Origin of the sequence: Acetobacter sp. DmW_125128, from assembly GCF_008704325.1 — a bacterium.
Classification (GTDB): Bacteria; Pseudomonadota; Alphaproteobacteria; order Acetobacterales; family Acetobacteraceae; genus Acetobacter; species Acetobacter oryzifermentans.
Genome location: NZ_VHOP01000051.1, coordinates 1 through 18,386, shown reverse-complemented (window position 1 = coordinate 18,386; position 18,386 = coordinate 1). Strand labels below are relative to the sequence as shown.

13 protein-coding genes and 1 tRNA gene are annotated in these 18,386 nt (G+C 53.3%); 10 read left to right on the top strand and 4 right to left on the bottom strand.

From position 1 onward, the window contains the following. Positions 1-167: 167 nt before the first annotated feature. A complete protein-coding gene (locus tag FKW19_RS13520) occupies positions 168-1,067 on the top strand; it encodes an N-acetylmuramoyl-L-alanine amidase (protein WP_089179383.1) in 900 nt (299 codons plus the stop codon). On the opposite strand, the gene FKW19_RS13515 is transcribed toward FKW19_RS13520, so the two are convergent. Next, entirely contained in the window at positions 1,031-1,969 is a 939-nt protein-coding gene (locus tag FKW19_RS13515) for a DMT family transporter (RefSeq protein ID WP_006117503.1), read from the bottom strand. The two genes, FKW19_RS13520 and FKW19_RS13515, sit on opposite strands and share 37 nt — an antisense overlap. Positions 1,970-2,110: 141 nt before the next feature. Further along, positions 2,111-2,197: transfer RNA gene (locus tag FKW19_RS13510), tRNA-Leu, on the bottom strand. Positions 2,198-2,378: 181 nt separating this feature from the next. Between FKW19_RS13510 and FKW19_RS13505 the strand changes: the two genes are divergently transcribed. The 5 genes from FKW19_RS13505 (at position 2,379) to FKW19_RS13485 (ending at position 12,897) form a co-directional block, all read left to right on the top strand. Then, positions 2,379-3,332 (top strand): complex I NDUFA9 subunit family protein, encoded by a 954-nt coding sequence (locus FKW19_RS13505; protein WP_089179382.1) that lies wholly within the window; start codon positions 2,379-2,381, stop codon positions 3,330-3,332. Between the two features lie 194 nt (positions 3,333-3,526). Continuing rightward, on the top strand, positions 3,527-4,975 hold the full coding sequence (locus tag FKW19_RS13500; protein WP_006117501.1) for an NAD(P)-dependent oxidoreductase: 1,449 nt from the start codon (positions 3,527-3,529) through the stop codon (positions 4,973-4,975). Beyond that, positions 4,975-9,531 (top strand): glutamate synthase large subunit, encoded by a 4,557-nt coding sequence (gltB, locus tag FKW19_RS13495; protein WP_035351870.1) that lies wholly within the window; start codon positions 4,975-4,977, stop codon positions 9,529-9,531. The genes FKW19_RS13500 and gltB overlap by 1 nt, the downstream gene beginning before the upstream one ends. Before the next feature lie 61 nt (positions 9,532-9,592). After that, entirely contained in the window at positions 9,593-11,530 is a 1,938-nt protein-coding gene (locus tag FKW19_RS13490; RefSeq protein WP_089179381.1) for a M3 family oligoendopeptidase, read from the top strand. Positions 11,531-11,532: 2 nt separating this feature from the next. Then, positions 11,533-12,897 carry an AarF/ABC1/UbiB kinase family protein gene (locus FKW19_RS13485; RefSeq protein WP_063354461.1) on the top strand — a complete coding sequence of 455 codons (1,365 nt, stop codon included), beginning with the start codon at positions 11,533-11,535 and terminating at the stop codon, positions 12,895-12,897. A gap of 63 nt (positions 12,898-12,960) precedes the next feature. Here FKW19_RS13485 and FKW19_RS13480 read toward each other — a convergent pair whose 3' ends face one another. Continuing rightward, positions 12,961-13,566: a hypothetical protein gene (locus tag FKW19_RS13480; protein ID WP_193561046.1), complete on the bottom strand. Its 606-nt coding sequence runs from the start codon at positions 13,564-13,566 to the stop codon at positions 12,961-12,963. Between the two features lie 221 nt (positions 13,567-13,787). On the opposite strand from FKW19_RS13480, the gene ispH reads away from it, so the two are divergent. From ispH to FKW19_RS13460, 4 genes are read left to right on the top strand one after another with little or no spacing between them, the layout of a single operon-like run. Next, positions 13,788-14,789: a 4-hydroxy-3-methylbut-2-enyl diphosphate reductase gene (ispH, locus tag FKW19_RS13475; RefSeq protein WP_026019375.1), complete on the top strand. Its 1,002-nt coding sequence runs from the start codon at positions 13,788-13,790 to the stop codon at positions 14,787-14,789. Positions 14,790-14,798: 9 nt separating this feature from the next. Further along, on the top strand, positions 14,799-15,773 hold the full coding sequence (locus FKW19_RS13470; protein WP_006117496.1) for a homoserine kinase: 975 nt from the start codon (positions 14,799-14,801) through the stop codon (positions 15,771-15,773). Next, the gene (gene rnhA / locus FKW19_RS13465; RefSeq protein WP_089179379.1) at positions 15,757-16,251 is read left to right on the top strand and encodes a ribonuclease HI; all 495 of its coding nucleotides are present in this window, start codon (positions 15,757-15,759) and stop codon (positions 16,249-16,251) included. Before FKW19_RS13470 ends, rnhA begins: the two co-directional genes overlap by 17 nt. Before the next feature lie 56 nt (positions 16,252-16,307). After that, positions 16,308-17,798, top strand: a complete 1,491-nt coding sequence (locus FKW19_RS13460; protein ID WP_238331210.1) for a hypothetical protein — start codon at positions 16,308-16,310, stop codon at positions 17,796-17,798. Between the two features lie 14 nt (positions 17,799-17,812). On the opposite strand, the gene FKW19_RS13455 is transcribed toward FKW19_RS13460, so the two are convergent. Further along, positions 17,813-18,386 (bottom strand): OmpA family protein (locus FKW19_RS13455; protein WP_408736808.1); only part of this gene is annotated, 574 nt, incomplete at its 5' end.

The window sequence follows — 18,386 nt, the reverse complement described above, 5'->3', positions numbered from 1 at the left end:
AAAGCGCATGACGGGCATTTCTACCCTTGTGCCATACTGTGCGAACATGGCTCAAATAACCATAAATCGCAAGCCATTCGTAACAAACGCTGTTTTAGGGTGCCGATACATCTTTTTTCTGTCATTTTGAGTGCACACTTTAGCGTAAAGTGAACAGGAGCACTTTAATGGCTTTTCAGGCAGGCAAGATGCGCGGCAAAATCGTTGCTTCTGCAACGGTACAGAAGGGTGTTACACGCCGTTCCGGGCTGCTGTATTTAGGCGGTGGCGGACTGGTTGCTGTCGCTACGCCAGCAGATGTTTGGGCCGCAAATAAGCAGGTAACAGGGCGTAAACTGGCAGCTCCAGCTCTTGTTGGTAAGGCACGGCCCGCAGCCCCGCTTATTATGCTAGACCCTGGGCATGGAGGCAAAGATCCTGGGGCCATTGGGTACACTGGTACGTATGAAAAACATGTAGCGGAAGCTGCCGCGCAGGAGCTAAGGCGGCAATTGTTGGCAACGGGACGTTACCGCGTAGCCATGACACGTGCTGGAGACCATTTTGTACCGCTGGATGGTAGGGTGGAACTGGCGCAGCAGCACGGAGCATCGCTTTTTATTTCCATACATGCAGATGCTTTGCATAGTCCGCAGGTGCGTGGGGCCAGTGTTTACACCCATTCGCATGGCGCATCAGATAGCCAGACCGCAGATCTGGCCAAAACCGAAAACAGTGCAGACAGATATGGCGGCCCGATGGTGCATAGTGCATCACCAGAGGTGCAGCAGATTCTTGCTAGTTTGGTAACAGAAGAAACCCGCAAAGGCTCAGCCCATATGGCGCAGGCTGTGGTGTCGGCCTTTAATTCTCGGGTGCTGTTGCTGCCGCATCCGCATAGGCATGCCGCTTTTGCGGTGTTGAAATCTGCCCAAATCCCCTCGGTTCTGGTTGAAATGGGCTTTATGTCTAATCGAATAGATGAGGCTGCGTTGCGTCAGGCAGGCCACCGAGCCATGGTGGCCGGGGCCATGCGAGACGCCGTTAATCGTTACTTTGCATCAGCCGGAGTGGGGCTTGCAGGCTGAAGGCGCGCCTGCTTGCGTGCAAGGCGCCGCTGTTTGAGTGCGAGTAGATGCTTGCGGAACCAATCCAGCATGCCAGATAAGGTAACAATTGTTACGCCAATAATGGTCCATTTATCTAGCGGTTCATGGAACAGCAAATAGCTAAACAGCACAGCCCAAACCATTTGGGTGTATTGTGGCAATGCCACGCGGCTGGCGGGGGTAAGGGTGGCCGCCAACATAATAAGTAGTTGGCCTAGAGCCGCCAGAAATCCGTAACCAAACAAAAAGCTCCAATCCGTAACTGTATGCGGCCACGTAAAGTTGGGAAGGGCCAAAAGGCCATCCCCAAGCAGAGGCCCGGCTAGGCTAGAGCCAAGAACCCCCAGTTTTGTGGTGCCTGTGCCAGCTACACGGTAAGCAATAACGTTTACAGCGCTGGCAATGGCAGCGGCTAATGCACAGGCATGGCCAAAATGAAGTGGCCGCACGCCGGGGCGCAGCACAACCAGAACGCCTGCAAACCCGATAGCCACAGCAACCCATCCCCAAAGGGATACTTTTTCCTTAAGTGCGACAACAGAAAGAATGGTGGCAATAAAGGGCATAAGGAACATTAGCGAGAGCGCTTCTGGCATGGACAGAAGCATGAAGGATTCTACGCTGGCGGCTGTGGCAATAAATGTTGCGACAGCCCGAATCCACCACATACCCGGTTTTTGAATGGGCAGAATGTTCAGCCATGATTGCCCGCGCGATTTAACAAACGGAACCAATAGCAGCCCAAAAACGCCACCAGAAAAGGCAACCTCAAACGGGTTGAGCCTGCCAGTAAGCAGTTTAGAAAAAGCATCACTTATAGAGAAAGCTGCAAACCCCAATAAAGACAGCAGCAGGCCCTTAGTGGGCGGGCTAAGTTTCATGTGTTGTGCTCTGCCTAATGGCGCGTAAGTGAAAAGAATAAAGAAGTGTCATAAACAGCCCGAAGGCTGAATTGAATACTCAACTCTTTATATTTACCATTTAGGGAGAAGAAAAATATCATATAAGCTATATATGATATTTGGTGCCCAGAAGAAGACTCGAACTTCCACGACCTTGCGGCCACAGGTACCTGAAACCTGCGCGTCTACCAATTCCGCCATCTGGGCTCAAATGGCAACCAGGAGTGTCCCCGGCTGGTGAAGAGCCGTTTACCCCTCTGTGATGGGAGCGTCAACAGGGAAAATGATTTTTCTGACAGATTTGTGTCATTTGCCTGTCTGGCGTGGGCGGAGGGAATGGCACACAGTGCACAAAACACTGGATAAACGTGGAAGACGAGGGTGACTTATGGGTGCGCGTAAAATTGCAACCGTATTGGGTGGTGGCGGATTTGTAGGGCGTTATGTGGTGCAAAATCTGGCGCGGGCCGGGTACGAGGTGCGCGTTGCCAGCCGGCGGCCAGATTTAACTGCGCGTTTACGCACGTTAGGGTATGTCGGACAGATTGCGCCTTTTTATGCATCTGTTCTGGATGATGCTTCTGTAGCTTGTGCGGTGCAGGGGGCGGATGTGGTGATCAACCTTGTGGCTGTCTTATCTTCCGTCAAGCAGCAAACACTGCAAGCCGTTAATGTAGAGGGCGCAGGGCGTGTGGCGCGTATAGCGGCAGAAACAGATGTGCCTGTATTTGTGCAAATGTCGGCGCTTGGTGCTTCAGAAACGGCTCTTTCGGCTTATGGTAGAAGTCGGGCTGCGGGTGAAAAGGTTGTGCGCCAATATCGGCCAGATGCTGTGATTATACGGCCTTCTGTTATTTTTGGGCCGGAGGATCATTTCTTTAACATGTTTGCAGGTCTTGCGCGGTATTTGCCGTGTTTGCCGGTTTATGGTGCCCATTCGCGCTTGCAACCTGTTTATGTGGGAGATGTGGCGCAAGCAGTATTTGTGGCGGCGCAGTCTTCTGCGTTTGCGGGGAAAGAACTTTTGTTGGGTGGCCCGCAGGAAATGACCATGCTGGATATTGCGCGGTTTGTATTGCGCGTAACGCAGCGCCATAAGCCTGTTTTTATTGTGCCATCAGTGCTGGCAAAGTTGCAGGCTATGGTTTTGGAGCGGCTGCCGGGACATTTTCTGACGCAGGATCAATTGCGGATGTTGGCAACCGACAATGTTGTGCCCGCAGGGAAATCCGGTTTTGAAGCGTTGAATATCGTGCCGCAAAGCGTTGCGGCTATTGTGCCGTCTTATTTGGCGCGGTTTAGGGTGGATGAGGCTCAAAAAGATATATCCTTTTCTGTATAATGGGTTGGGGATAAAAAGGCCCGAAAATATACCTTTTTATCCGACCAATTGGATGGATTTTTGTTTTGTCATGAGGAAAAATATAAAAAGGTAAGCATTGCTGTCTTTTTATATTTACGGAGAACAAGCACCTTAGCTCCAGCAAAGTTTAGGGGCGGAGTCTGTCTGGCGCGCCCTTTCTCCGGGGATGCCACATGACGACCAAGATGCTTAAATTTGTCTCTGTGCCGCAAAAGCAGCCAGACAAGCGCACGGCTACGGCGCGGCGGGCAGATTTTGATGAAATTTATGAGGACTTCGCAACACCAGAAGCAACCGAGCAGGCCAGTCGGTGCTCGCAGTGCGGTGTGCCTTTCTGTTCAGTTCATTGCCCGCTCGGCAACAATATCCCTGATTGGCTGATGCTCACAGCACAGGGGCGGCTAGAAGAAGCCTATGGTGTTTCCTCCGCTACCAATACCTTCCCGGAAATTTGCGGTCGTATTTGCCCGCAGGATCGGCTGTGTGAAGGTAACTGCGTGATCGAACCGGGTTTCGAAAGCGTGACCATTGGCGCCGTGGAACGCTACATTACCGATACAGCATTTGAAAAAGGCTGGGTTAAACCTGTTAACCCGGTGCTGGAGCGCAGCCAGTCCGTTGCTATTATTGGTGCTGGCCCGGCTGGTTTGGCTGCGGCAGATCAGCTGCGCGCGCAAGGTTATAAAGTACATGTGTATGATCGGTATGATCGGGTAGGCGGTCTGCTGGTTTACGGTATTCCCGGCTTTAAGTTGGAAAAACACATTGTGGCCCGCCGTCATAAGCTGCTGGAAGAAGGTGGTGTTGTTTTCCACCTCGGCCAAGGCATTGGGGATGGTGAAGGCGAACTGTCTTTTGCAGATTTGCGTAACCGCCATGATGCTATTCTGATTGCAACAGGTGTTTACAAATCGCGTGAAATCGGAGGCCCCGGCGTTGGGCTGGCGGGTATTGAAAAGGCGCTGGATTACCTTACGGCTTCTAACCGACGTTCCTTGGGGGATACCTTGCCGCCGGAAGCACAGGCATTGGATGCCGCAGGTAAAAACGTAGTGGTTCTGGGTGGTGGTGATACCGCAATGGACTGCGTGCGCACGGCTATTCGCCAAGGTGCAAAATCCGTGAAATGTCTGTACCGGCGCGATAAAGCCAACATGCCTGGTTCTGCCCGCGAAGTAAAAAATGCGGAAGAAGAAGGTGTGCAGTTTGAATGGCTGGCAGCCCCTGAAGCCTTTTTGGGTGAAGGCCATGTTTCTGGCGTGCGGGCCGTGCGGATGAAGCTGGGCTTGCCAGATGCCACGGGCCGTCAGTCAGTTGAGCCACTGGAAGGCTCTTCTTTCACGCTGGATGCTGATCTGGTTATCAAGGCTCTTGGGTTTGACCCAGAACCTCTGCCGCAGCTTTGGGGGCAGAAGGATCTGGCTGTATCCCGTTGGGGTACGCTCAAGGTTGGTCAGAAAGATTTCATGACATCCCTGCCGGGCGTGTTTGCCGCAGGGGACATTGTGCGTGGGGCCAGTTTGGTTGTGTGGGCCATTCGTGATGGGCGCGATGCAGCCGCCTGCATGCACACATGGATTCAGGAAAATGTAACGGCTACCGCCAAGGCGGAGCAGGGTTAATGGATATGGAACAGTTTCCCAACACCGTTTCCGCTGAAAGTAGCGAGGAATTTCTGAAAGCGTGGGATGCCAACGTGGCCGCGCTGGATGGGCTGTATGATCCAGCTGATGAACGTGATTCCTGTGGTGTGGGCCTTGTGGCCGCACTGGATGGCAAGCGTCGGCGTGAGGTGGTTGAAGCTGGCATCGCCGCTCTGAAAGCTATCTGGCACCGCGGCGCAGTGGATGCCGATGGCAAGACAGGCGATGGTGCGGGTATTCATGTAGAAATTCCGCAGGAATTTTTTGCAGATGCCATTACCAGCACAGGGGATCGGCCAGATGAAAGCCGGATTGCGGTGGGGCAGGTGTTTTTGCCCAAAACCGATCTGGCAGCACAGGAACAGTGTCGCCAGATTATCGAAACCCAGATTCTGGCGTTTGGATACGGCATCTATGGCTGGCGTCAGGTGCCGATTGATACTTCCTGTATCGGTGAAAAAGCCAACGCAACGCGCCCGGAAATTGAGCAGATACTTATCCGTAATCTTCCCAATAAAGGGGAAGAAGAGTTTGAGCGTGATCTGTATGTGATCCGCCGCCGGATAGAAAAGGCCGCCATCGCCGCGCAGGTTGATCTGTATATCTGCTCGCTGTCATGCCGGTCTGTTATTTATAAAGGCATGTTCCTTGCAGAGCATCTGACAGAGTTTTACCCAGATCTGCTGGATGAACGCTTTGTCAGCCGATTTGCCATCTATCATCAGCGCTATTCCACCAACACCTTCCCTACATGGAAATTGGCGCAGCCGTTCCGTCGCCTTGCGCATAATGGTGAAATCAACACCATTTCCGGCAATATCAACTGGATGAAAAGCCATGAAACACGGCTTTCTCACCCAGATCTTGATCCGTGGATGGCAGATATCAAGCCGCTAGTGCAGGCTGGTGGCTCAGATACCGCAACGCTGGATAACGTTTACGAACTGCTGACTTTTGCTGGGCGTGATGCACCTTTTGCCAAGGCGCTGATGATCCCGGCAAGTGTTGGCGGTAATTCCTCCATGAAGCCCGCGCACCGTGATATGTTCACGTATTGCAACGCGGTAATGGAACCGTGGGACGGCCCCGCAGCACTGTGCGCCACAGATGGCCGTTGGGTTGTGGCTGGGCTGGATCGTTCAGGATTGCGCCCGCTGCGTTATACGGTAACAACCGATAATCTGCTGATTGTCGGTTCTGAAACCGGCATGGTGCGCGTGCCTGAAAACGCCATTGTCAGCCGCGGTCGCCTTGGCCCGGGTGAGATGATTGGTGTCGATCTTCAGGAAGCCAAGCTGTATGGTAATACCGAACTGCTTGATCTGCTTGCTGCACGGCAAGATTTTTCTAGCTGGATCAAACGCACCCAGAAAATTGGCCATATCGTCCGTTCGGATGTGACAGAGCCAGTTTATTACGAAGGCGAAGAACTGCGCCGCCGCCAGTTGGCTGTGGGCAGCACGCTGGAAGAACTGGAAGCCATTCTGCACCCAATGGTCTCTACCGCCAGTGAAGCCATTGGCTCCATGGGTGATGATACGCCTCTGGCTGTGCTTTCTCCGCGTTATCGTGGGTTGGCACACTATTTCCGGCAGATGTTCAGCCAGGTGACCAATCCGCCAATCGATTCTCTGCGCGAATCCCGCGTGATGAGCCTGACAACGCGGTTAGGGAATCTGGGCAATATTCTGGATCAGTCCCCCGAACAGTGTGACATGCTTCAACTGCCCAGTCCGGTGCTGACATCTGGTGAGTATGAAGGGCTGCGCCACTTTACGGGCACTTCTGGTTGCGTGATTGATTGCACATTCCCCGCCAATGATGGGGAAGCAGGGCTGCGCGAAGCCATTGCCCGTATCCGGCGTGAGGCAGAAGAAGGTGTGCGGGGTGGCTGCACCCACGTATTCCTGACAGATGAAGATCAGTCTGCTGAGCGTGCATCTATTCCAATGATCTTGGCGACCGGGGCTGTGCATACGCATCTGGTGCGTACATCCTTGCGTACGTTTACATCTTTGAACGTGCGCACGGCTACGGCGCTGGATGTGCACGCTATTGCAGTAACAATTGGGGTGGGCGCCACCACAGTTAACCCTTATCTGGCGCAGGAAAGCATTGCAGACCGGCATCGTCGTGGCCTGTTTGGGCAGATGAGTCTGCGTGAGTGCATGGAACGCTACCGTAAAGCGGTAGATAAAGGCCTGCTTAAGATTATGTCCAAGATGGGTATTTCCATCGTGGCGTCTTACCGTGGTGGGTGCAATTTTGAGGCTGTGGGCCTTTCTCGTGCGCTTACGGCAGAATTCTTTCCCGGTATGCCTTCGCGTATTTCTGGTATTGGGCTTTCGGGCATTGCACGCAACGTATTGCAACTGCACGAAAGCGCATGGGGCGCGACCAATACGCTCACTTTGCCTGTAGGCGGCCTTTACAAGCTGCGCCGGAGTGGAGAACAGCACGCATTTGATGGCGGTCTGATCCATATGCTGCAAACAGCAGTGGCTACTGGCAGCTTTACCATCTACCAGCGTTATGCAGATGCCGTACATGCGCAGCCACCTGTAGCCCTGCGTGATCTGCTGGACTTCCGTGATGGGCGCACGCCTATTCCGGTGGAAGAAGTGGAAAGCATTACGCAGTTGCGTAAACGCCTGATTTCCCCGGCAATTTCCCTGGGGGCCTTGAGCCCGGAAGCGCATGAAACGCTTTCCATCGCCATGAACCGAATTGGCGCAAAGTCTGATTCGGGTGAAGGTGGGGAAGATCCGGCACGTGCTAAGCCGCGCCCGAATGGGGATAACGCATCCTCCGCTATCAAACAGGTGGCATCTGGCCGCTTTGGTGTAACGGCGCAGTATCTGAATGATTGCCGTGAACTGGAAATTAAGGTGGCACAAGGTGCCAAACCGGGTGAAGGTGGGCAGCTTCCGGGCTTTAAGGTAACGGAGCTGATTGCCAAGCTGCGCCATGCCACGCCGGGTGTGACGCTGATTTCTCCGCCCCCGCACCATGATATCTATTCGATCGAAGATCTGGCGCAGCTGATTTACGATCTCAAGCAGATCAACCCGGAAGCAACGGTTACCGTTAAGTTGGTGGCGCGTTCTGGTATTGGCACCATTGCCGCTGGTGTGGCCAAGGCAAAAGCTGATGCCATCCTGATTTCCGGCCATTGCGGTGGCACAGGCGCAAGCCCGCTGAGCTCTATTAAATATGCGGGCTTGCCGTGGGAACTTGGGCTGGCGGAAACGCATCAGGTGCTTATGCTTAACCGTCTGCGCCATAGGGTGCGTTTGCGCGCCGATGGTGGTATCAAAACCGGGCGCGATGTGGTTATTGCCGCTATGCTTGGGGCAGAGGAATTTGGTATTGGCACAGCCAGCCTTGTGGCCATGGGCTGCATTATGGTGCGCCAGTGCCATTCCAACACTTGCCCTGTAGGTGTGTGTTCTCAGGACCCCAAAATGCGTGCCAAGTTTGAAGGTACGCCCGAAAAGGTTATCAATCTATTCTCCTTCATTGCAGAGGATGTGCGGAATATTCTGGCTTCGCTGGGCTTCCGTTCTCTAAATGAAATTATCGGGCGCACGGATCTGCTGCGGCAGGTTTCCCGCGGGGATGATTATCTGGATGATCTGGATCTGAACTCTCTGCTGTCTCAGGCAGATCCGGGGCCGTTCGCACGCTACTGCACGCTGGATGGCCGGAATGAAGTGCCAGATACGCTGGATGCGCAGATGATTGGTGATGCCAAGCCGCTGTTCGACCACGGTGAGAAAATGCAGTTGCACTACAATGTGCAGAACACCCAGCGCGCCATTGGCACGCGCATTTCCTCTCTGATTGTGCGTCAGTTTGGTATGAAAACACTGGCACCGGGGCATCTTACGGTGCGTCTGCGCGGCTCTGCGGGGCAGTCTCTAGGGGCGTTTGCCGTGCAGGGGCTTAAGCTAGAGGTGCTGGGCGATGCCAACGATTACGTGGGCAAAGGGCTTTCTGGCGCAACCATTACGGTGCGTCCTTCCCCGTCCTCTACGCTGGTGTCTAACAAAAATGCCATTATCGGCAACACGGTTCTGTATGGGGCCACTGCGGGTGAACTGTATGCCGCAGGGCAGGCAGGGGAACGCTTTGCTGTGCGTAACTCTGGTGCGATAGCTGTTGTAGAAGGTTGTGGTTCCAACGGGTGTGAATACATGACAGGCGGCACCGTGGTGGTGCTGGATGATGTGGGTGACAACTTTGGCGCTGGCTTTACCGGCGGCATGGCCTTTGTGCTGGACAAGGACAATGTGTTTGATAGCCGGGTAAACCCCGAATCCCTGTTGTGGGTGCGTGTAACTGAACCGAAATGGGAACAGATGCTGCGCAGCCTTGTTGAACGGCATGTGGAAGAAACAGGTTCTGCCTATGCCAGCATGTTGCTGCATAAATGGGATGAGGTTCTGCCGCACTTCTGGCATATCGTGCCTAAGGATTATGCCCGGATTATCGGCTTTACGGTGCCGGAACAGCAACTGGAAAAAACAGCCTGAACCATAAGGCCGCATGTAAGTTGACAGAAGCAGATGGGCGGAGGGGAAACCTTTCGCCCATTTGTTTTTCATATCTGTTGTGCATGTGAACCGCGCTTATGTTTGCGGCCTCTCGCTTCTAGCAGAAATGCACTGTAAAGTGTTAGATATGGAACACACAGCGCATTCCCTCCGTTCACATCCGCTTCCGGTTTTTGCAACGGAAGCCGGTACCGTTGCCAACACACCTGCAGGGCAGGGGGCGGCCTCTCTTCCGCGTTGGGATCTTTCAGCCCTTTACGCGGGTATGGATGATCCGAAGCTGCACGCTGATTTGGCTGAGGCAGAAAAAAAAGCTCAGGCTTTTGCCAAGCAGTATCAGGGCAAAATTAGCGGCCTTTCCGGCAAGGAATTGGCAGACGCCATAGCAACCTTTGAAATTATTGAGGAAATGCTGGGCAAGGCAGGTTCTTATGCCTCTCTGCTGTTTGCCGCAGATTCTTCAGATGCTTCCATCAGCCAGTTTAGCCAGTCCATCAATGAACGGCTGACAGCCATTTCCACTTATTTGCTGTTTTTTACGCTGGAACTGAACCGGCTGGAAGAAGCAGACCTTCGGGAAAAGCTACAAGATCCCACACTGGCGCATTGGCAGCCTTACCTGCGTGATATCCGCATGTATCGTCGGCATCAGCTTTCTGATGATGTGGAAAAGGTTCTGTTGGAAAAATCTGTAACCGGTGGACAGGCATGGTGCCGTCTGTTTGATGAAACCATTGCGGCTTTGCGCGTCACACTCGATGGGCAGGAAATTACGGTAGGGGATGCGCTTAACCGTTTGTCGGATACAAACCGGGCAACAAGAGAGCAGGCAGGTAAAGCCGTAGGTGGCGTTTTTGAAAAAAATATCCGCCTGTTTGCGCTCATTACAAATACGCTGGCCAAGGATAAATCCATCTCGGATAATCTGCGGCATTTCGCACGGCCAACTTCCTCCCGCAATCTTTCCAACATGGTGGAAGATGAGGTGGTGGATGCTCTTGTTTCTGCTGTGCGGTCTGATTATCCGCGCCTTTCCCATCGCTACTATGCCCTAAAAGCCAAATGGATGGGGCTGGATAAGCTGGAGCACTGGGACCGCAACGCCCCACTTCCTGGGAATGATGATAAGCTGATTCCGTGGTCTGAAGCCAAGAATATTGTGCAAAAGGCATATGATGGGTTTGACCCACGTATGGGCAAGGTTATCAACACCTTCCTGACCAATCCGTGGATTGATGTGCCACCAGCACCGGGTAAATCTCCCGGCGCTTTTGCGCATCCTACCGTGCCTTCAGCACATCCTTATATTCTGCTGAACTATCATGGTCGTATCCGCGATGTCATGACGCTGGCGCATGAGCTGGGCCACGGTGTGCATCAGGTTATGGCGGCAAAGCAGGGCTACTTCATGTCCGATACGCCGCTGACATTGGCGGAAACGGCCAGTGTGTTTGGCGAGATGCTGACATTCCAGTCTTTGCTGGATGCAGAAAAAGACCCACAGCGCCGCCGTCTGCTGCTGGCTGCCAAGGTTGAGGATATGCTCAATACTGTGGTGCGCCAGATTGCGTTTTATGAATTTGAAACCCGCGTGCACGATGCCCGTAAAAAAGGCGAGCTGCTTCCTGAACAAATTGGTGCCATCTGGCGCGGTGTGCAGACAGAAAGCCTCGGCCCGGCCTTTAATTTTACGCCGGAATACGATGTGTTCTGGGCTTACATTCCGCACTTCATCCATTCTCCGTTCTATGTGTATGCCTATGCATTCGGAGATTGCTTGGTGAACGCGCTGTATCAGGTGTTCAGTGAGGGCGCGCCGGGTTTCCAGGATAAATATATTGCCATGCTGGAAGCCGGTGGCACCCTGCGCCATAAGGAGCTGCTGGCCCCCTTTGGGCTGGATGCATCTGATCCGGGTTTCTGGCGCAAGGGGCTGGATGTTATTTCCGGCTTTATTGACCAGTTGGAGCAGGGCTGATTATGGCGCGAGATATGGATAATACCGGCGTTTTTGGTGAACTGCGCCGTATGGTGCAAACAACCGGAACCGTTGGTGGCATTGCAGCCCGGCTGGCAGGCAACAAAATAGGTTTGCGCTCTGGTGGGGCTTCTCATGCAGAAGATCTTAAATCCATGCTGGGTGGGCTAAAAGGCCCGCTCATGAAGGCAGCGCAGCTTCTGGCCACCATTCCCGGCGCGTTGCCTGATGAATATGCTGATGAGCTTGCGCAGCTTCAGTCCAACGCGCCGCCAATGGGGTGGAGCTTCGTGCGCCGCCGCATGACGGCGGAACTTGGGCCGGGATGGGAAAAGAATTTCCGCTCCTTCGGGCGGGAAGCCGCTGCGGCTGCCAGCCTTGGGCAAGTGCATCAGGCAGTGCTGGCCGATGGTCGCCGCGTAGCCTGTAAGTTGCAGTACCCGGATATGAAGGCCGCTGTTGAGGCCGATCTGCGCCAGTTCCGTATGGCTATTGGGGTTTACCACAAGCTGGATAACGCCATTCGGCAGGATGATGTGGTGGAGGAACTTTCTGAACGGCTGCGGGAAGAGCTGGATTACCGGCACGAAGCCGCGAATATGCGCCTGTATCATTCCGTGTTGGCAGATTGTCCCGAAGTTACGGTGCCCTTACCAATAGATGAACTCTGCACGCAGCGGTTGCTAACGATGGAATGGGTGCAGGGGCAGAATCTGAATGCAGCCATAAAAGCAGGTCTTACGGAAGAGCAGAAAAAACGCATTGCGCGTGCGCTGTTCCGGGCATGGTATGTGCCGCTGTATCAGTATGGCGTGGTGCATGGTGACCCGCACATGGGCAACTTTACCATGAGGGAAGATGCAGGCCTGAACCTACTGGATTTTGGGGCTATCCGTATTTTCCAGCCTTCGTTCATCAAGGGGAATATTGACCTGTATTACGCGCTCCGTAACAAGGATATGGATATGGCCGCCCATGCTTATGAAGCATGGGGTTTCCGTGATCTGACGCGTGAGAAAGTGGCTGTTCTGAACGAATGGGCAGGGCTGTTATATGCCCCGCTGATGGTAGATGAAGAACGCTACATTCAGGATGACAATAACCCAGCCCTTGGGCGGGAAATTCTTTCCAAAGTGCATGATGGGCTGCAAAAAGCCGGAGGCGTGCGCCTGCCGCGTGAATTTGTGCTGGTTGATCGTTCAGCCCTTGGGCTTGGATCTGTGTTCATGCGGCTGAAAGTTAAGATGAACTGGTACCAATTGTTTCACGAAATCGTGCAGGATTTTGATGAGCAGGCTCTGGCCCAGCGTCAGCAGGCTGCCGTTAAGGCAGCACATTTTCCACCAGAAACGCAGTCGGCTTCCTGATTAAAGGCGAAGCTTGCTTTGCTGGGGTGCGCTAAAAGCCCCAGCAAAGTAAGGTGGCTTACCTCAGTAAGCCTGATAAGCCGCGCGTTTAAGGTGAACCTGATTATATTCAAGCTGCTCCTTGGTCAGCTGAAAACCAATTTCAAACCGATAATCTGAATCCACGTTTTTGGGTGGAATGGGCAGATCCACCGTGATCACCTTTGTATCGTCTTCAAAGGTAGAGAGATTGGCCGGGAAGGACACGGTGTGGTGGAAGACATGTTTGTTCACAATTCTGTCTCCATGCAGCACGGCAATAAACCACGGTAGGGTAAGCGTATTGGCTGCCGCGGCTGGGCCGCGTTCGATCACAAAGCGCAACACGATTCGGGTTTTCAGATCCTTGGGGCCAGCGGCAAGGCAATCTCCCTGTAATTGCAGGATGCTGGCGCGGGCGATCATATTTTTAAAGCCCGTCCCCTTGCCTTGATAGAGGTAGTAATCTGCAGCTTCGGATGGAATATGCGTAATGGGGCAGGTGGGTGCAAAATCCATGGATTTGCTTTCACCATCACCGCAGCCACCAAGTGTGGCCAGCAGCCCAAGAGCTGCCAGACCCGGAGCGGCAATACGGGGGAACAGGCTGCGCCGTTGGTTGTGATTAAGGAACATGTATGGATCCGGCATTATCGGTTAAAACGGGTTGAACACAGCAGATAGCAGCCATCACACCCGGATAGGTATGTTTTTCAAGGCTTTGATGCCGTAAAACGGGTTGCATCCCATGCGTCCTTTGCGTAGGCCACAACTTCCGTCACCTTTATGGGTTTCGGGCATAGCCTGTTTTCAATATGCTTCTTCATAGCCAGTTTTCTTCTATACAGTCCGCTGCAACTTTGGGGAACACCATGCCCGATCAAACTGATACCCTTACCCCGCCCCAGAGCGCAGATGCTCAGCACGGCAGATCTCTTAAGGTTCTGCTGGCAGGCCCACGTGGTTTCTGCGCAGGGGTGGACCGTGCCATCCGTGTGGTGGAAGAAGCCATCCGTCGCTACGGTGCGCCTGTTTATGTCCGCCATGAAATTGTCCATAACCGGACAGTGGTGGAAGAGCTGGAAGCACAAGGCGCCATTTTTGTTGAGGAACTGGATGAAGTTCCCGTAGATGGCCACGTTGTTTTTTCTGCTCATGGCGTGCCAAAAACCGTGCCTGTTGAGGCCGAACGCCGTAACCTTTTGTATCTAGATGCCACATGTCCGCTGGTTTCCAAGGTGCATCGTGAAGCTGAGCGTCATTTTGCTGGTGGTGGGCCAGAAAGCCGCCATATCCTGATGATTGGCCATGCAGGCCACCCAGAAGTGGTGGGCACAATGGGCCAACTGCCGCCGGGCGCCATGACGCTGATTAACGATGCAGAAGAAGCCCGCACGGTAGAGCCGGAAGATCCAACACGTCTGGCCTTTATCACTCAGACAACGCTTTCCGTGGATGATACGGCAGAAATTGTGGATATTCTGCGTGCGCGGTTCCCGCTGATTGAAGGGCCAAAGCGCGAAGATATCTGCTACGCTACCACCAACCGTCAGGAAGCCGTTAAAACCATCGCGCCGGAATGCGATCTGGTGATTGTTATCGGCTCTCCCAATTCTTCCAATTCCCAGCGTCTGCGTGAAGTGGCGGAACGCTCTGGCACACCGCGTGCGCTTTTGGTGCCCCGTCTGGATTCTCTGGATTGGTCCGTGCTGGAAGGCGTAAACACGCTGGGTATTACGGCGGGTGCTTCTGCGCCGGAAGCACTGGTGCAGGAAATGCTGGCAGAAATGGCCAAGCGTTATACGCTGTGCATTGAAGAGCGGATTGTGAAGGAAGAAAACGTAACGTTCCGCCTTCCCGCACCGTTAGGCTAAAGGTGCTGCATGGCCGTTTATACGGACGTTGGGAACGAGGCCCTAGAAGCGTTTTTACAGGATTACGCCATAGGGTCTCTGGTTGCGTTTCGCGGTATTGCCGAAGGGGTAGAGAACAGTAATTTCCAACTGCGTACAACAGATGGAGATTACATTCTTACTCTATACGAAAAACGGGTGAATGCGCAGGATCTGCCTTGGTTTTTAGGGCTTATGCAGCATCTGGCGCGTGAGGGGGTAACATGCCCCCAGCCTGTGGCAGATTCGCAGGGGCACGTGCTCAAAACACTGGCAGGCAGGCCCGCTGCCATTACCACATTCTTGCCCGGCGTTTGGCCGCGTGTTGTCAGGCTGGAGCATTGTCGCCCATTGGGGCGAGCTTTGGCACAACTGCATGTGGCGGGGCGTTCCTATAAGCCGGAACGTCAGAATGGTTTGGGGCCAGATGCGTGGTTTGCGCTGCTAGAAAGCTGCGGCGCAGGTGCAGATAACGTGTGTGCAGGTTTGCGGGATGAACTGCAAAATGCACTGGAGCATATTCTGCCGTTTTGGCCGGGGCGGGAGAATAACCCGCTACTGCCGCGTGGGCAGATTCATGCAGACATGTTTCCAGATAACGTTTTCTTTCTGGATCATGCAGTTTCAGGTGTGATTGATTTCTATTTCGCCTGCACGGATTTTCTGGCTTACGATATCGCCATTTGTTTGAACGCATGGTGCTTTCAGGCCGATGGGGCGTTTAACATCACCTTTGCCCGGCATATGATGCAAGGGTATGAGGAAATACGCCCATTGGAGCCAGCAGAACGCAAACTTATGCCTGTTCTGGCCAGAGGTGCGGCCATGCGCTTTTTGCTGACCCGGTTGTATGATTGGATCAACACGCCAGCAGATGCCTTGGTAACGCCTAAAAATCCTATGGATTATCTGAAGCGCCTGCGCTTCCATCTGGAAACGGAAAGTGCTGATGCCTACGGATTCTGAAAATACCAGAGCAACAGAACAACCTGCTCTGGAGGTTGAAATCTGGACGGATGGTGGATGCCGCCCAAACCCTGGCCCAGGTGGCTGGGGTGTTCTGCTACGCTGCAAAGGCGTGGAACGAGAACTCTCTGGCGGTGAGCGTGAAACCACCAATAACCGTATGGAACTAACAGCCGCAGCAGAAGCGCTGGAAGCTCTTACGCGCCCTTGTGTGGTGAATTTACACACAGATAGTGAATATGTGCGCAATGGCATTACCCGGTGGCATACAGGGTGGGTAAGGCGCAATTGGCGCAATGCATCGGGTGATCCGGTTGCCAATATGGATTTATGGCGCAGGCTGCTGGATGTCTCCAAGCGGCACGAGGTCTCATGGCATTGGGTCAAGGGACATTCCGGCGTGCCAGAAAATGAACGGGTGGATCAACTCGCAACAGAAGCCCGAGAAAAAATAGAACAGTCTCTTTTAGAGAGCTAAAAATAAACCGGCTGAAAGGCCGGTTTTTTCATGAGACATTGCGAGGGAAAACCACTGTGGTTGAACGCAAAACATACCAAAACGTAGTAGGCTATTTGGTGGCGTTTGTGGTTTTAACGTTGCTTTATACCGCTTTGGGTATGACGCAGCCTTTGAATTCAGACAGTGTTTCGACCTTGCTGGCCGCGCAAGATATTCTGCACGGTAATGTTTTACTGAAAGGGTGGGATCTTTCTACCCAGTCCTTCTATTTTACTGAAATACTGCCTTATGTTGTGGTGTTCGGCCTATTTGGTTGGCATGTGTCTTTTTATTACATTGTGCCAGCCATGTTGTGGGCCGTTGCTATGTTGCTGGCGTTTCGTATCGTACGTTCGGCAACGTGTATTGTGGGCTGGCCGCTTCTGGTTTTGTTAGGGGCACCCAGCGCTTTTGCCATCCATCTGGTGTTGTCACCTTGTTATCATGTCGGCGCATATGTTGGCATGTTACTGTTTTGGTTGATGTGGTTACGCAAACCGCAATGGTTACAATCTAAAAGCTTATTCGCAATCTGTACGCGCTGGAGCGGCACTGTCCTGTTTGTCGCTCTACTACTGAGCAGTGATGATCTGGTTAAGTATACTCTGGCTTTGCCGATTATTCTGGCGGCTATCGGATGCAGTCTTGAACAGCGCGGTCCAAGATATTGCGGAATTGCCAGCAGCATGGTGGGGGCCTTGCTGCTGGAGCATGTTATTAAAACAGTGCTCGCTCATAATGGAGCGTTCCATGTGCCGGGGTTGTGGAGTTCATCTTTTGGTTCACAAAGTCGGGCTTCGTATAATCTAAGCGTTCTGTTTTCCGGCTTCTTACAGTATTTTGGTGCTGATTTTTTTGGAAAGCCGATAACGCTTTCAGGTTCTGGGCGTGAGCTGTTTCATCTGATGTGTGCAGGTGGCACGGTCTGGTGCTGCTTTCATGTGCTGCGTAAAAACCGGCAATGGACGCTGTTTGATCTTTCAGCCGCCCTCGCTATTCTTATTATGTTGGCAGCCTTTATTTTTGGCGAACTGACAATGGATGAGCAGTCATTCCGTTATCTGGTTTTTCCATGCCTGTTGTCTGTTTTGCTAGTTGTTCGGCATGTGCAGGTGCCGCGTGGTTATGGCTTTCTGTTTGGTGGCTGCTGTATTTTGTATGCGGCAACAATTCTGCCGCGTCCCGTTTTAGGGTATGCAGCAGCAAATCAGAACTTTCCCGTAAACCATGCTCTGGAACAAATGGGCCTAAAGCAGGGTTTTGCGCCATACTGGAGCGCTGCCCGCAATAGTCTGCCATTTCAGGCACGGCTTGCGCCTATTGAGTTCACGCCATCAGGCATCAAAGCGTTTCATACCCTCAGCAAGCGACAATGGTATGAAACGGGTGGCAATTTTATTGTATGTGAAAGTGCGGATCAGGCCGCACAGGCTCAAACACAGTTTGGGCCTGCACAAAAAGAAATACGCATAGGCAGCAATATGCTGCTGGTATGGTCACACCCCTTTAAGGTGCCTGAAAACTGAAAAGATGCTCGTTTTTAGGGCACAACGTCAGACTGGTAAATATCAATATAATCCTGCGGTGTGTTAGGGGCGGATTGTTTGGGCAGGCCAATAACGCGCACGTAAATGCGGGTAGAGGGTGTGCCACCATTCATGAGCACGCTGCGCGCCGCCAGCCCGCGGGCCAATGCCATACGCCGCGGCAATGATGGATCATCCACAGCGCCGGAACTGTAGGCATCTATCAGGGCGCGTTCATGCGGTTTGTCAGACAAACGCTGCCCAAATGCCAGAATGGCCTGATGTGTTTCTGGGTTAAGTGTTGCCGCATCTGGTGCAAAGGTAATGCGCACACCGCCTTCAATAGGTGTCACGGTGCCTGGAGCTTTTAAATCCACAGTTGGCTGCGGAGGCACTGGAAAGGGATGGGTTTCCACGTCTGATGGGGCAGGGGTAAGCTGCGGCAGCGGAGGTGGGGCATTTGGTATTGTTGCCGGCGGTGGCGGTTTATGCGGCTGGGCCGCAGGTGTTACGCTTTTGGTGTCTTGCGCCGGGGCAGGTGCGGCTTTAGCCACGGGTGCGGGTGCGGGTGCGGGTGCGGGTGCGGGT